The 14,277-nt window shown below is 71.8% G+C and carries 13 protein-coding genes; 4 read left to right on the top strand and 9 right to left on the bottom strand.

The window, feature by feature from the left end; genetic code table 11:
- Positions 1–11: 11 nt before the first annotated feature.
- Complete coding sequence (locus BZB76_RS25090) at positions 12–2,030, top strand: DHA2 family efflux MFS transporter permease subunit (RefSeq protein WP_121436943.1); 2,019 nt, start codon at positions 12–14, stop codon at positions 2,028–2,030.
- A gap of 62 nt (positions 2,031–2,092) precedes the next feature.
- Entirely contained in the window at positions 2,093–3,238 is a 1,146-nt protein-coding gene (locus BZB76_RS25085; RefSeq protein ID WP_121436815.1) for an acetyl-CoA C-acetyltransferase, read from the top strand.
- Here the strand turns inward: BZB76_RS25085 and BZB76_RS25080 are convergent.
- The 9 genes from BZB76_RS25080 to BZB76_RS25040 all read right to left on the bottom strand — a co-directional run bounded on the left by BZB76_RS25080 (position 3,222) and on the right by BZB76_RS25040 (position 10,156).
- On the bottom strand, positions 3,222–4,181 hold the full coding sequence (locus BZB76_RS25080; protein WP_121436942.1) for a helix-turn-helix domain-containing protein: 960 nt from the start codon (positions 4,179–4,181) through the stop codon (positions 3,222–3,224). The two genes, BZB76_RS25085 and BZB76_RS25080, sit on opposite strands and share 17 nt — an antisense overlap.
- 60 nt (positions 4,182–4,241) lie before the next feature.
- On the bottom strand, positions 4,242–4,976 hold the full coding sequence (locus BZB76_RS25075) for an SDR family NAD(P)-dependent oxidoreductase (RefSeq protein ID WP_121436814.1): 735 nt from the start codon (positions 4,974–4,976) through the stop codon (positions 4,242–4,244).
- Positions 4,973–5,989, bottom strand: a complete 1,017-nt coding sequence (locus tag BZB76_RS25070; RefSeq protein ID WP_121436813.1) for a 2,3-butanediol dehydrogenase — start codon at positions 5,987–5,989, stop codon at positions 4,973–4,975. Before BZB76_RS25070 ends, BZB76_RS25075 begins: the two co-directional genes overlap by 4 nt.
- Positions 5,986–7,299 carry an MFS transporter gene (locus tag BZB76_RS25065; protein WP_121436812.1) on the bottom strand — a complete coding sequence of 438 codons (1,314 nt, stop codon included), beginning with the start codon at positions 7,297–7,299 and terminating at the stop codon, positions 5,986–5,988. The genes BZB76_RS25070 and BZB76_RS25065 overlap by 4 nt, the downstream gene beginning before the upstream one ends.
- A gap of 3 nt (positions 7,300–7,302) precedes the next feature.
- A complete protein-coding gene (locus BZB76_RS25060; protein WP_121436811.1) occupies positions 7,303–7,836 on the bottom strand; it encodes a 2,4'-dihydroxyacetophenone dioxygenase family protein in 534 nt (177 codons plus the stop codon).
- Positions 7,837–7,967: 131 nt separating this feature from the next.
- Positions 7,968–8,471: an SRPBCC family protein gene (locus BZB76_RS25055; RefSeq protein WP_121436810.1), complete on the bottom strand. Its 504-nt coding sequence runs from the start codon at positions 8,469–8,471 to the stop codon at positions 7,968–7,970.
- Complete coding sequence (locus tag BZB76_RS25050) at positions 8,468–8,836, bottom strand: ArsR/SmtB family transcription factor (RefSeq protein ID WP_121436809.1); 369 nt, start codon at positions 8,834–8,836, stop codon at positions 8,468–8,470. Before BZB76_RS25050 ends, BZB76_RS25055 begins: the two co-directional genes overlap by 4 nt.
- A gap of 48 nt (positions 8,837–8,884) precedes the next feature.
- Positions 8,885–9,313 (bottom strand): MerR family transcriptional regulator, encoded by a 429-nt coding sequence (locus BZB76_RS25045; RefSeq protein ID WP_121436808.1) that lies wholly within the window; start codon positions 9,311–9,313, stop codon positions 8,885–8,887.
- A 24-nt stretch (positions 9,314–9,337) separates the two neighbouring features.
- A complete protein-coding gene (locus BZB76_RS25040) occupies positions 9,338–10,156 on the bottom strand; it encodes an endonuclease/exonuclease/phosphatase family protein (RefSeq protein WP_121436807.1) in 819 nt (272 codons plus the stop codon).
- Between the two features lie 125 nt (positions 10,157–10,281).
- Between BZB76_RS25040 and BZB76_RS25035 the strand changes: the two genes are divergently transcribed.
- Together BZB76_RS25035 and BZB76_RS36445 are read left to right on the top strand one after the other, a co-directional pair.
- Positions 10,282–11,019, top strand: coding sequence for a hypothetical protein (locus tag BZB76_RS25035; protein ID WP_121436806.1), 738 nt, complete (start codon positions 10,282–10,284; stop codon positions 11,017–11,019).
- A gap of 177 nt (positions 11,020–11,196) precedes the next feature.
- Entirely contained in the window at positions 11,197–14,157 is a 2,961-nt protein-coding gene (locus BZB76_RS36445; RefSeq protein ID WP_281273905.1) for a helix-turn-helix transcriptional regulator, read from the top strand.
- Positions 14,158–14,277: the final 120 nt, after the last annotated feature.

Below are 14,277 nucleotides of genomic sequence, written 5' to 3'. Positions count from 1 at the left end.
ACGGGCGGGGCATGACGGCAGGGACGGCGACGGCGGCGGACGAGCGGACCATGCCCAAGGGCAGGGACCTCTATGTCGTGCTCGGGGCGCTGATGCTGGCGTTGCTGCTGGCGGCGCTGGACCAGACGATCGTGTCCACGGCGCTGCCGACGATCGTCAGCGACCTCGGCGGCCTGAACCATCTGTCGTGGGTCGTCACGGCGTACCTGCTCGCCGCCACGGCCTCGACACCGCTGTGGGGCAAGCTCGGCGACCAGTACGGGCGCAAACGGCTGTTCCAGACGTCCATCGTGATCTTTCTGGTCGGTTCGGCGCTGTGTGGCATCGCGCGGGACATGACCGAGTTGATCGGCTTCCGGGCCGTCCAGGGCCTCGGCGGCGGCGGGCTGATGGTGCTGGTCGTCGCGATCGTCGGGGACGTGGTGTCGCCCCGCGAACGCGGCCGTTACCAGGGGCTTTTCGGCGCGGTCTTCGGCGTGGCGAGCGTGTGCGGCCCGCTGCTCGGCGGCTGGTTCGTCGACAACCTGTCGTGGCGCTGGGTGTTCTACATCAACCTGCCGATCGGCGTCGTCGCTCTGCTGGTCATCGCGGCGGTGCTGCGCACGACGGGCGAGCGGGAACGGCACCGCATCGACTATCTCGGCACCCTGCTGATCGTCGGCTGGGCCGTCGGCCTCGTCCTGATGACGACCTGGGGCGGGACGACCTACGACTGGCTGTCGGCGCCGATCATCGGGCTCGCCGTGGGGTCGGTCGCCCTGATCGTGGTGTGGCTGCTCGTCGAACGCCGCGCGGCCGAGCCGATCATGCCGCCGCGGCTGCTGGCGAACCAGGTTTTCGCGTTGGGCGCGGCGATCAGCTTCGCGGTCGGATTCGCGATGTTCGGCGCGCTGACCTTCCTGCCGATCTTCCTTCAGGTCGTGCACGGCGTGTCGCCGACGCTGTCCGGCGTTTACCTGCTGCCGATGATGCTCGGCATGCTGGTCGCCTCGATCGGCTCCGGCCAGCTGATCAGCCGCACCGGCCGTTACAAGGTCTTCCCGGTGGTCGGGACGCCGCTGATCGCGCTGGGCATGTACCTGTGCTCGCGGCTGGACGAGAACGCCTCCACCGTGACGATGAGCCAGCGGTTCGCGCTGCTCGGCTTCGGGTTGGGCCTGGTGTTGCAGGTCCTGGTGATCGCCGTGCAGAACGCCGTGCCGTACGGCGATCTGGGCGCGGCCACGTCCGGTGTGACGTTCTTCCGGCAGATCGGCGGATCGTTCGGCGTCGCGGTGTTCGGTTCGATCTTCAGCAACCAGCTCGCCGACCGCATCGAGGATCTGGCGCGGGTACTGCCGCCCGGGTTCAACCCGGCGGCCGTCCAGGGGGATCCGGGCTTGCTCGACAGGTACCCGGCCCAGGTGAAGGACGAGGTCCTGCACGCCTACGCGCAGTCGATCGACGCCGTGTTCTTCTGGGCCGTCCCGGTGGCGCTCGTCGCGTTCGTCCTGACGTGGTTCCTGCGTGAGGTCCCGCTACGGGCGACCTCGCAGACGCGTGACTACGGCGAGGGTTTCGGTGCCGCACCGACCGTCCGTTCGTCCAGGCACGAGATCGAGCGCGCGCTGAGCGAACTCATGCGGAAGGACCCGAAGGCCCGGGAGCTGTACGCGCGGCTGAGCACGCTGGCCGGTGTCGCGCTGCCGCCGGGCAGCGTCTGGGCGCTGTGCCGGATCGCCAAGGACGGGACGGTCACCGGCAAGGCCCTCGCCGAACGCGCCGGAGTGCCGATCGAGCAGGGCCGCCCGTTCGTCGACCGGCTCGTCGACGCCGGGTACGTCCGGCGCGTGAACGGCGCCCTCACCATCACCGGCCCCGGGCGGGCCGCCGCCGAGCGCCTGTTCACGGCCCGCCGCGAGGGCCTGGCCCACCACTTGGAGGGATGGTCGCCGGACGAGCATCCCGAGCTCACCGACGTCCTGCGCGGGCTCGCCGAGGCGTCCCTCGGCGACGAGGCGGACGGGGCGACCTGCCTGCGCGCGATGTAATCTCGAGACACTCACCGAATCTCGCTCGGTCGCGGGACGGAACCGAAGAACTTGGAGGCGCAGTGGCCGAGGCGTACATCGTCGGCGCGGTCCGGACCCCGGTCGGCACCAGGAAGGGCGCACTGAAGGACGTCCACCCCGCCGACCTCGGGGCCCACGTGCTGAAGGAACTCGTCAACCGCACCGGAGTCGACCCCGCCGCCGTCGAAGACGTGATCATGGGCTGTGTGATGCAGGTCGGCCCGCAGTCCCTCGACATCGCGCGCACCGCGTGGCTGTCGGCCGGGCTGCCCGAGTCCGTGCCCGGCGTGACCATCGACCGGCAGTGCGGGTCGTCCCAGCAGGCGGTCCACTTCGCCGCGCAGGGCGTGCTGTCGGGCACCCAGGACCTCGTCGTCGCGGCCGGGGTCGAGCAGATGGCCATCGTCCCCATGGGGTCGTCCGTCACCATGGCCCTGGAGAAGGGGATGCCGTTCCCGTTCGGCGAGGGCTGGACGGAACGGTACGGCAGGCAGGAGATCTCCCAGTTCCGCGGCGCCGAGCTGATGGCCGAGAAATGGGGCCACAGCCGTGAGGACCTGGAACGGTACGCCCTGGAGAGCCACCGGCGCGCCGCCAAGGCCATCGAGGCGGGCTACTTCGACCGGGAGATCGCGCCGATCGCCGGGCTGACCCGGGACGAGGGGCCCCGCCCCGACACGACCCTGGAGAAGATGGCGGGCCTCAAGCCGCTGCGCGACGGCGGCCGGATCACCGCCGCCGCGGCGTCCCAGATCTCGATCGGCGCGTCCGCGCTGCTGCTCGCGTCCGAGGAGGCCGTCAGGCGGCACGGCCTCACCCCGCGCGCCCGCGTCCACACCCTCGCGATGTGCGGATCCGACCCCGTCTACATGCTGACCGGGCCCATTCCCGCGACGGAGAAGGCCCTGGACCGTGCCGGGCTGAAGATCGGCGACATCGACGTCTTCGAGGTCAACGAGGCGTTCGCGCCCGTCCCGCTGGCCTGGGCCCACGACACCGGCGCGTCGCTGGAGAAGACCAACCCGAACGGCGGCGCCATCGCGCTCGGCCATCCGCTCGGCGCCACCGGCGGCGTCCTGATGACCAAGCTGCTCCACGAGCTGGAGCGCACCGGCGGACGCTACGGGCTCCAGACCATGTGCGAGGGCGGCGGCCAGGCCAACGCCACGATCATCGAGCGGCTGTAGCGGCCCGCGTCTCGGTGGGGGTGCGGCCGAACCGGGCGCGGAAGTGGCGGGCGAAGTGCGCCTGGCTGGAGAACCCCCACCGGTAGGCGATGTCGGCGATGGTCGTGTCCGCCGCGCCCGGCGCGGTCAGATCGTCATGGGCGCGCTGGAGGCGCCGTTCCAGGATGTACCGGGACGGCGTGGTGCCCGCCGACTCGAAGATCCGTCCGAGATGCCGGACCGACACCCCCATCACGCCCGCGACCTGGCTCGGGGTGAGACAGGTGTCGTGCAGGTGCCGTTCGATGTAGTCCTCGGCGACGATGCGCTGGGTCTGGTACGCGGCGGGCGCGGCGCGCCCGCCGGACCGCTCGGTGGCCAGCATCCTGATCAGGTCGAGGACGGTGTCGCCCGCGCCCGCCGGGTCGCCCCCGCGCGGGTTCTCCAGGACCGAGCGCAGCGCCACGACCAGCTCGCCCTCACGGGCCGTGCCGCGCCCGAACAGCATCGGCGCCGGGACGCCGCCCGGCATGCACAGCTCCGCGAACAGGTCGCGCGGGATGTCGACCAGCAGTTGCCGCATGGACGAGGAGAACCCGAACAGGTACGGCCGCCGCGTGTCGTACACGACCAGGTCGCCGGACGTGGCGGACAGACAGCCGTTCTCGTGGAGGAACACCGCCTCGCCCGTGACCAGCAGCGACGCGAACACCGAGTCCTTCGGGGCCGACCGGGCCACCTTCGGGGTGCGTTCGATGGCGTGCGCGTTGCCGCTGATGTCGGCCAGCTCGACGTCCCCGAGCTTGAAGTTGGCCTGCCGCGCCAGCAGGCCCCGGTCCGAGTAGGAGGAACAGGACAGCCCGACCAGCGCTCTGCGGTTGTAGTCCTCCCAGAACTCGATGCGCTCGCGCGGATCGACCTCCTCCGTGCTCGCCTGGGAGATCATTTGTGCAGGTGCCGGCATGGTGAGCTCCTCCCCGGGTCGGCCGAACCCCCTCATGTGGAGCCTATGCGGTGTTCGACGCTATACGGCCAGGTAACCCCCGTCGACCGGCAGGATCGCTCCGGTGACGTACGACGCGCCGGGGGAGCACAGGAACGCCACCACGGACGCGATCTCCCTCGGCCGCCCGTACCGTCCGGCCGGGATCCGGGCCCGGACCGCCTCCGCCGCGGGCGGGTCGTCCAGCAGCCCCCGCGCCAGCGGCGTGACGACGAACCCGGGCGCGACCGCGTTCACGCGCACGCCGTCGGCGGCGTACTCGGCCGCCAGGGACCGGGTGAGCTGCGAGATCCCGCCCTTGCTCGCGCTGTAGGCGGGACGGTCCCGGCTGCCGGAGAAGGCGAACATCGACGAGACGTTGACGATGGCGCCGCCGCGGCGGGCGAGCGCCGGACGGGCCGCCTGGCACGCCACCATCGTCGCGGTCAGGTTGATGTCCAGGACGCGGCGCCAGCGCTCCAGGTCGTACTCGTCGCGGTCGTGGCTGACCCCGGCGCAGTTCACCAGGACGTCCAGCGGGTCCGCCTCCGTGATCAGCTCGGTCAGGCCGCCACCGTCCAGAACGTCGTGTTCCACGATGCGGACGCCCGTGTGCCGGGGCAGTTCGTTCGCGTCGGCCGGGCGCAGCCCGAGCGCGATGACCTCGGCGCCCAGCTCGGCGAACATCGCCGCGGTCGCGGCCCCGATCCCGGACGTGCCGCCGGTGACGAACGCGCGGCGCCCCGCGAACAGGCCCGGCTCGAATCCCTCGATCATGGCCGCACCAGCACCTTGATCTCCTCCATGGTGTTCATCAGCGTCTCGAACCCGTCGCGGACCACGTCCGGCAGGGCCACGACGGAGGTGACGATGGACGTGAAGTCCATGCCCTCCTCGTCGACGAGCCGGATCAGTTCGGGGTGGCAGTCGCGGTACCCGACCGAGGCGATGATCGACTGCTCGTTGTTGACCAGGGCGAAGGCGTCCACGGCGAACGTGCCGCCGAGGCCGAGCAGCACGACGCGGCCGCCGCGCCGGGTCGCGGCGAGACAGTCGTTCAGGGTCCGCTCGGTGCCGACCGCCTCGAACGCCAGATCGGCGACCCCGACGGGCAGCTCACCGGCGTCCACGGTCTCGGCCGCGCCGAGCCGCTCCGCCAGGTCGCGGCGGCTCGGCGACGGGTCGCACGCGATCACCCGGCCCGCCCCGTAGCGGACGGCGAGCTGCACGACGAGCAGCCCGATCGGTCCGAGGCCGACGACCGCGACCGTCTCACCGTTCCGGAGCGCGGAACGGCGCAGGCCGTGCAGCGCGACCGCCGCCGGTTCGAACACGGCCGCCTGCTTGAGCGAGACCCCGTCCGGCAGCTTGTGCAGCATGTAGGCCGGGACGTTGGCCCGTTCCGCCAGGCCGCCGTCGCCCATCAGCCCCGCGAAGCCGAAGTGGTCGCACAGGTTGTACTCACCGGCCACACAGCGCGCGCAGGTGCCGCAGCGGTAGTGCGGCTCGACCGCGACCCGGTCGCCGGGCGCGAACCCGGTGACGTCCGGGCCGACCGCGGTCACCGTCCCGCTGAACTCGTGCCCGAGCGTCAGCGGCGCGGTCCGCCCCGACTCCGGATGCGGCGTCCCGACCGGGATCGCGTGCGGCCCGTCGGCGTACTCGTGCAGGTCGCTGCCGCAGATCCCGCAGTACGCGACGGTGATCGTGACCTCCCCGGGGCCGGGGTCGCGGGACGGAACGTCCTCGACCCGGACGTCCCGTGCCCCATGCCAGACCGCCGCTCTCACGCGTGCACCCCTTTCCGTCGCAGGACGGCCGGGGCCGTCTCACGAAGCCCGAACGACAGCGCCACGACGAGCGCCGCGCCTCCGGCGGCGATGAACATGGCAGCCTCCAGTCCCCAGATGTCGGACGCGCGCCCCGCGACCAGCGGGCCGAGGAACCCCCCGGCCAGCTCGCCCACGCCCATGATCACGCCGAGCGCGGTGGCGAGCGCGGCGCGCGGTACGGTCTCGGCCGGAATCGTCGCCATGAACAGCGTGAAGCAGCCGAGCCCGGTGTAGGTGAGGATCATCAGTGTGCCGAGCAGCACCGGGCTCTCCACGTACACCACGGCGAGCGGGCAGAAGACCGCCACCGAGGTGAAACCGATCAGCGCCTTCCGGCGCCCGATCCGGTCGGAGATGCCCGGAGTCGCGAACCCCCACAGCACCCAGGCGACGCCCAGGCACGTCATGACGGCGCTCATCGTCCCCGAGCCCCAGCCCTTCTCGTCCGTCAGGTACTTCGGCGTGAAGGTGATCAGCGTGACGAACCAGGTGAGGTAGCACGGCGCGATCAGCATGCAGAGGACGACGTTGCGCAGGCGCAGCACGTCCCGGATCGGGACCTTCGGCGCCGCCGGAGCGGCCCTGTCATTCGCGGAGGACTTCGCGGAGACCTCCGCGGTGACCTCCCCAGGGGCCCCGGACGGGGCCTCCCGCAGACGCGGCGCGCGCTCCAGGACGTACTTCGCGATCAACCCGGCGATGATCAGACCGGGCACGATCGTGACGAAGAACGCCGTCCGCCAGCCGAAGCTGTCGGCGAGCCACACGACCACCACCGGCGCCACGATCCCGCCGAGCAGCCCGGCGGACGAGCCCTGGAGCAGCCCCATGTTGAGGCCGCGCCGTGACTCCCGGGACGCCTCGACCATCAGCGACTGCGCCATCGGCAGCACCGCGCCCTCGGCGGTGCCCATCAGCGCGCGTGCCGCGAGCAGCCCGACGAACCCGGTCATCAGCCCGGACGCCGACGAGAACAGCGAGAAGAGCACGACGGCCGCGATCAGGATCGGCTTGCGCCGTCCCAACCGGTCCGACAGGCTCCCGGCGAACATCCCGGCCAGCGCCCAGGTCAGCGCCAGCACCCCGGACAGGAACCCGAGCTGCGAGTTGGACAGCCCGAAGTCGTCGTCCATGTAGGGCGCGAGGAACGCCAGGGCCTGCCGGTCGAAGAACACGAAGCCGAAGGCCAGGAAAAGGATGACCAGCAGCCGGTTCTCGTACCGGTCGGAGGTGGTCGCGGGCTTGGCCCGCGTGAGGAGGTTGGTCATGGTCTAACGGAAGAGCGAGTCGATGTAGTCGGCTCCCAGGCCGACCTTCTCGTAGTGCTTGCGGCACATGTCGATGTAGTCGTGGACGTCGAAGAACCCTTCGGCCTCACCGTTCTCGTCCAGCCAGATGAGGGGGCCCTTGACGATGAACAGCGTCTTCATCGGCTCTTCGTGCTCGTAGGCGACGAGCGTGTGACCCTCACCGGGCGACTCGTAGACGAAGTCACCGGCGGTGGCCGTCCACGGCCGCTCCAGGTATCCCCACTTGCCGGAGATGGTGTAGGCGAACACCTCGTGCGGGTGGTAGTGCCGGTTGACGAGCCCGGCCTCCTTGGACCGCAGGATGTCGGACCACGTGTTGTCCTTCACGTTGATCCACAGGGGCCGCGACCCGACCGTCTCGGTGAACGGCACGTAATACCGGTCGTCGTCGGTGGCGACATTCGGGATGTACACCTCCGGCAGGGCGTCTGGCCTCAGCGAGTTCTCGATCGGCTTGAGGTCCTTCCAGAACTCTGAACCAGGGGCTTCCGGCATGTGAACGCTCCTCTCACATCGTGTTGCCGTGAGTGAACCTCCTGCCCGGCCTCCGCGTCTTTCCTGTGGCGGACGCCACGGTTTGCAGATCTCAGACATCGCCCGTGGGACCCGGCCGATGACGGGCTTCTCTACGGCTCCTCGGCGGTGAGACCCTTGTAGTAAGCGGCCTGCCCCGGATAGTAGTCATCGAAGCTCGGTTCGGGCCCGCCGGAGATCACGGCGGTCAGCCGGTCGAGGTAGTACTCCCAACCCGGCCCGGTGGTGGAGGCGTCGGTGTCGGGGTCCAGATGGTGGACGAAGGTCAGCGTCGTCACGCCGTCGGCCTCCGCGAGACGGGCCTCCAGATGCCAGCGGCCGTACTCGTCGACGGCCTCGACCTCGAGCCGCCGGGGCGGCTCGCAGGCGATGATCGTCAGGTCGCTCTGCGGCTGCCCCTCCTCGTGGGTCAGCGTGAGCTTCGCGATGGTGCCGGCGCCGCCCTCACCGCTCCAGTGCGCGAACCACCGGGCCGTCCGCTCCGGTTCGGTGATGCTCGCCCAGACGTCCTCGATCGTCGTCGTGAACCGGCGTGTCAGCTGTAGGTCGGCGCCGGTCGCGGTGGCGAGCAGCCTGCCGGTCGGTGTCGGTGTCATCCCGCGCTCCTTGAGTTCTCGGCTGGTCCTTCGGTTTCCGGACGTGCGCGCCGGTCGCGCCGGGCGCGGTGCACCTCGGTCTCCAGGGCGTCGAGGCGCCGGTCCCACAGCTGCCCGCGGACGGTGGCCAGCCACCGGTCGATCTCCGCGAGGGCGCCGAGTTCGGCCCGGTAGTGGCGTTCCCGCCCGACCAGTTCCGCCGTGACCAGGCCCGCCTCGCGCAGCACCCGCAGATGCCGGCTGACCGCCGGACGGCTGATGTCGGGGAACGCGGCGGCCAGCGCACCGGCGGTGCGCGGCCCGTCGCCGAGCAGCACCACGATGCGCCGGCGCACGGGATCGGCCACGGCGTCGAACACGTCCATGGCCCAATATGTAACTTATGTGTTACGCGTTTGTCCAGTTCGGGGTCTTCAGTGCCCGTGGAGCTCCTCGATGGACGCCCCGGCCGCCCGCGCCGCGATCACCTTGGCGAACGTCGGGCAGTCGAAGAGGTCCTCGTGCGGGCAGGCCAGGGCATGGGCGACCGCGGTGCGGGCCGTCTGCGCGCGGGCGATGTGCTCGTCCAGTTCGGTCAGCTTGCGCCGGGCCAGGTCCCGCCAGCCGTCGGCGGCGGGCGCGTGCGGGCCGAGGAACGCCCTGATGTCGCCGAGCGGGAAACCGACGTCCCGCAGCGCGAGGATCGCCCCGACCAGCCCGACCGTCGACGGCGGATACCGCCGCCGCCCCGACACCCGTTCCGGCGGCGGGAGCAGGCCGAACTCCTCCCAGTAGCGCAGCGCCGAGGCGGCGACACCCGTCCGGCCCGCCAGTTCACCGATCGTCAACCGCTCGTCCGCCATCGTGGCGCCAAGCGTACGTGACCGCTACGGGGCGGCCAGTTCGGCGAGAACGGCCGCGTGGTCGGACGGCCAGACCCCGTCGACGGGCCGGTCGCCCACCCGGCGGACGGAGCGGACATGGCCGATCCCGCCCGGTCCCGGCGGCCCCACATGGACGTAGTCGATGCGGCCGGCGGGTTCGAGGGTCCGGGCCGCGTAGGGGTTGGCCGGGTCCCAGGTGGCGGCGGGCGCCGCCGGGTCGGCGTACTCCCAGGCGTCGAGCAGGACCTGACCCGGGACGGCGGGCGCCGTTCGGTACCCACCGAGCAGCCGCATCTCGTCCGAGTCGGGCAGGGCGTTGTAGTCGCCGGTGACCACGGGAGGAAAGGGCCCGTGGTTCCCGTGGGCCGCGACGAACCGAGCCAGGGCCGTGACCTGGGCGCACCGGACGGCCGACTCGTGCGGCGCGGAATTGAGGTGGACGGTGAAGAACGGCACCGGGTGGACGGGGGCGTCCACCAGCGCGAACAGCGCCTGATGGCCATCGTCACGCCCGCCCTCGGCGGGCAGCCGCAGCACATCGCGGTCGACGATCGGCCAGCGGCTGAGGACGGCGTCCCCGACATCGGCCGTCGAGCCGTCGAGCCGGGCGTGCCAGCGTCCGGGACGGTCCGAGGCCGCCCAGGTCCAGTGCATCCCGAGCCGGTCGGCGAGCCACCCGGCCAAATTCTCCGCACCGTCGCCCCAGACCTCCTGCAGTCCGACGATGTCGCAGTCGAGGTCCGCGAGCGTCGACGCGATCGCCTCCCGGCGCACCTCCCACGGCCCGAACCGCCACCACACGTTCCACGTCAAGATCCGCATGTTTCCCCGTTTCCCTCACAGACCGCCCACCGGGGTCATTGTCGTGGAACCCCGGCCCGCGAAAACGGTGTTCCGGTAACCAACCGTTGGGTGTGGGGTGGTGCGGGAGGCGGAAGGTCTGCGATGTGGGGGAGTGGTTCTCGCGCGAGATCGCGGACGCCGGACGGCTACGGCTGTTCTGCTTCTTCGTGGCGTTCATCGCCGGGTTCCTGTTCATCCGGTTCAGCGTCCGGATGATCCGCGCCCAGGTGCGGTGGTGGCCGGGGAACGTCACACCGGGCGGGCATCACGTTCACCACGTGGTGTTCGGGCTGGTGTTCATGTGCGTCGGCGGGGTGGGCGGCCTCGCGATCGAGGAGGACGCGTCGGCGTGGGCGGCGGGAGCCGCGGCCCTGTTCGGGGTGGGCACCGCCCTTGTCCTGGACGAGTTCGCGCTCGTGCTGCACCTGGAGGACGTGTACTGGAGCGAGCAGGGCCGGTTGTCGGTCGAAGTGGTCTTCATCACGATCGCGCTGTGCGGGCTGCTGCTGCTCGGGTTGCGGCCCCTCGGCGTGGACGAGGTCGCCGGGGACGGGTGGTGGACGATCGCGTTCGCGCTGATCTTCAACCTGTGCGTCGCCATCGTCGCGCTGCTCAAGGGCAAGGTCTGGACGGGCCTTCTCGGGCTGTTCATCGGGGTGCTGGCCATCGTCGGGGCCGTCCGGCTGGCGCGGCCGGGCTCCCCGTGGGCGCGGCGCCGGTACGCGGAGGGGTCGCGCAAGGAGCGCCGGGCGCGGGCGCGTGAACGCAGGTACCGGCAACCGCTCGAACGGTTCGGTGACCGGCTGAGCGACCTCGTCGCCGGGAGGCCCTCCGGCGAATGACATCTTTCTGAAAAGACCGCGAACTATTTCCGGGGGTTCAGACGTCTCACTGTGTGGTGGCCGTGGCCATCGGGGGACCACGGCCACCACACGGACCGCGGGCGGGCGGTCGGCCGGGGGCGTCGCACGGCGGGAAAATCAGGTGGGATTGTCTGATCTGTTTGGCATGCTTGGAACGTGAGCGCGCGTGCGATGAGTCCTGTCCTGGTCGGGCGGTCGGCGGAGTTGGCGGAGCTGGCGGACGCCCTCGCGACCGCACCCGGGGCCGTGCTCGTCGGCGGTGACGCGGGCCTCGGCAAGACCCGTCTGATCCGCGAGTTCACCGGGGGCGTGGACGGAGCGAAGGTCCTGGTCGGCGGGTGCCTGGAACTCGGCTCGGACGGTCTGCCGTTCGCGCCGTTCACGACCGTCCTGCGGGGCCTGGTCCGCGACATCGGCATCGACGGCGTCGCCGGGCTCGTGCCGCGCGGCGACACCGGCGGGCTCGCCCGGCTGCTGCCGGAGTTCGGGGAGCCGGAGTCCGACGCGGCGTCCGACGAGGAGCGCGCCCGGCTGTTCGAGGTCATGCTCGTGCTGCTGGAACGGCTGGCCGAGCGCGAACCGGTCGTACTGGTCATCGAGGACGCCCACTGGGCCGACCGCTCCACCCGTGACCTGCTGGCCTTCCTGATCCGCAACCTCGGCACCGCGCCGGTCCTGATCGTGGTGACCTACCGGACGGACGAACTGCACCGCACCCATCCGCTGCGTCCGCTGCTCGCCGGGCTGGAGCGGGCCGAACGGGTGCGCCGGGTACGGATCGAGCGGCTGTCGCGCCCGGAGGTCGCCGCGCTCGTCGCCGAACTGCTCGGCGCGCCGCCGCCCAGGAGCCTGGTCGACCGTATCGCCACCCGCAGCGAGGGCAACCCGCTGTTCGTCGAGGCGCTGCTCGACGATGACGGCACGCTGGCGTCCGAGCTGCCCGAGTCGCTGCGCGACCTGCTGCTGGCCGGGGTGCAGCGGCTGCCGGAGGAGACACAGGAGGTCCTGCGCGACGCCAGCGGCGGCGGCACCCGGATCGAGCACGCGCTGCTGTCGGCCGTGACCGGGCTCGGAGACGCGGCGCTGACCCGGGTGCTGCGCCCGGCGGTCGCCGCGAACGTGCTGGTGGTGGACGGGGACGGCTACGCGTTCCGGCACGCGCTGATCCGCGAGGCCGTCCACGAGGATCTGCTGCCGGGCGAGTACACGCGGCTCCACAAGCGTTACGCGGAGGCCCTGGAGGAGGATCCGGGGCTCGTTCCGGCGGGTCGGCTGTGGGTCGAACTGAGCTACCACTGGAACGCGGCGCACGACAGCACGTGGGCGCTGGTCGCGTCCTGGCGCGCCGCCGCCGAGGCCCGCAAGGCCGTCGCCTACGCCGAGTGCCTGGCGATGCTGTCGCGGGTCCTCGAACTGTGGGACCAGGTCCCCGACGCGGGGGAGCGCATCGAAGCCACGCACATCAAGGTCCTGCAGGACGCGGCGGCGGCCGCGGACCAGGCGGGGGAGTTCGACCGCGGTATCAAGCTCGCCACCGCCGCGCTCCGCGAACTGGAGGACGAGCCCGAGCCCGACCCGGAGCGCCGCGCGGGGCTGCTGGAGCTGCGCGGCCGGATGCGCTACCAGATGGCCCGTCCCGGCTTCGTCGAGGACCTGCGCGCCGCGGTCGACGCGCTGCCCACCGACCCGCCGTCCGCGGCGCGGGCACGCACGCTGGCCACGCTGGGCAACTACGTCCGCATCACCACCCACATCGACGAGGCGCTCAAGGCGGCGGCCGAGTCCCTCGCCACCGCGCGGCGGCTCGGCGACGCCGTCACCGAGGCCGAGGCGTTGATCACCGGGTTCTGCGCCGACATCAAGTACACCAGCGACGCCCACCTGTTGCAGGTCGAGGAGACCGTGGAACGCAGCGGCAACCAACGCGTGCTGCTCCGCTACCACGTGATCAAGTCGCATTTCCTGGAGGGCGCGGGACGCCACGAGGAGGCCGTCGCCGTCGCGGCGCGCGGCAAGGAACTCGCCCGCCAGTACGGGGTGGCGCGGACGCAGGGCACGTTCATGTCCATCAACGAGGCCGAGCCGCTGGTGTCGCTCGGCCGGTGGGACGAGGCCCTCGCCGTCCTGAACCACGCCATGGAGCAGGACCCGGCGATCACGACGCGCACGTCGCTGCTCGTCCTGTCCGGCTGGGTGGCGCTGGCGCGCGGCGACCTGGAGACGGCCCGCGCGCGGCTGGTCATGGCCCGCGAGATTTTGAACCTCAAGATGCGGTGGCTGAAGACCCAGGACTACTTCACCATGCTCTGGCTCGAGGCGAACATCGCGCTCGCCGAGGGGCGCCCCGAGGCCGCGCTGGACGCGGTCGGGCCCGTCCTCGACCACGGTGGCCTGCCGGACGACGCCCGCTACGCCTGGCCCGCGCTGATCGCCGGTGCGTCGGCCTGCGCGGAACTGGCCGCCGGCACTCCCGGCGGCGCGCCCGACGACGCGCCCTACGCGGCACCCGACCCGGGGGCCGCCCGACTGCGGCGGATCGAGGAGCGGGCGAACGGGCTCCACAACAGCGGGCCGCTCCAGCAGGCCTACCGGCTGACGTTCGCCGCCGAGCTGTGCCGCGCCCGAAACGTTCTCGACCGGGCCGCGTGGGACGAGGCCGCGGCGGCGTGGGAGGGGCTCGGTAACCCGTACCACCGGGCGCGGGCCCTGTACCGCGCGGCGGAGGCCGCGCTGGTGGGCGGCGACCATGACACGGCCGCCGACCGGCTGCGCGTCGCGGCGGAGCTGGCCCGTGAACTCGGTGCCGTGCCGCTCGCCGAACAGGTGGCCGACCTGCTGCGCCGCACCCGGTCACCGCGCCGCAGCGACACGACCGCGCCGCTCGGCCTGACGCCCCGCGAGTACGAGGTGCTGCGGCTGGTCGCGGAGGGACGCAGCAACCGCGACATCGCCGAGGCGCTGTTCATCTCGGTGAAGACGGCCAGCGTGCACGTCTCCAACATCCTCGGGAAGCTCGACGTGACGAGCCGCGGCGAGGCCGCCGCGAAGGCGCACCGGCTGGCGCTGTTCCGGTCCGGGCTCGAGCCCGGCACGGCCGGCACCCCGGTAGGCGCCTGATCCGGCGGCGGGGATCTCCCCTCCCAGGACCCCCGCCTCCGAACCGTCGGACCACACGGGAACTACGTGGCCGGCCGTCGCGATCCCGGCCCGCGGAAGCAGGCGGTGCTTCGCCGCCTG

Source organism: Actinomadura pelletieri DSM 43383, assembly GCF_003634705.1.
Classification (GTDB): Bacteria; Actinomycetota; Actinomycetes; order Streptosporangiales; family Streptosporangiaceae; genus Spirillospora; species Spirillospora pelletieri.
Note: the sequence above shows the minus strand (reverse complement) of the source record. Positions and strands in the feature narration are given on the sequence as shown.

What these genes read in the sequence shown, in the direction of transcription:
- BZB76_RS25090 (WP_121436943.1), top strand. Translation starts at nt 12, where the DNA reads ATGACGGCAGGGACGGCGACGGCGGCGGACGAGCGGACCATGCCCAAG.
- BZB76_RS25080 (WP_121436942.1), bottom strand. Translation starts at nt 4,181, where the DNA reads ATGCCGGCACCTGCACAAATGATCTCCCAGGCGAGCACGGAGGAGGTC.
- BZB76_RS25075 (WP_121436814.1), bottom strand. Translation starts at nt 4,976, where the DNA reads ATGATCGAGGGATTCGAGCCGGGCCTGTTCGCGGGGCGCCGCGCGTTC.
- BZB76_RS25065 (WP_121436812.1), bottom strand. Translation starts at nt 7,299, where the DNA reads ATGACCAACCTCCTCACGCGGGCCAAGCCCGCGACCACCTCCGACCGG.
- BZB76_RS25060 (WP_121436811.1), bottom strand. Translation starts at nt 7,836, where the DNA reads ATGCCGGAAGCCCCTGGTTCAGAGTTCTGGAAGGACCTCAAGCCGATC.
- BZB76_RS25055 (WP_121436810.1), bottom strand. Translation starts at nt 8,471, where the DNA reads ATGACACCGACACCGACCGGCAGGCTGCTCGCCACCGCGACCGGCGCC.
- BZB76_RS25050 (WP_121436809.1), bottom strand. Translation starts at nt 8,836, where the DNA reads ATGGACGTGTTCGACGCCGTGGCCGATCCCGTGCGCCGGCGCATCGTG.
- BZB76_RS25045 (WP_121436808.1), bottom strand. Translation starts at nt 9,313, where the DNA reads ATGGCGGACGAGCGGTTGACGATCGGTGAACTGGCGGGCCGGACGGGT.
- BZB76_RS25040 (WP_121436807.1), bottom strand. Translation starts at nt 10,156, where the DNA reads ATGCGGATCTTGACGTGGAACGTGTGGTGGCGGTTCGGGCCGTGGGAG.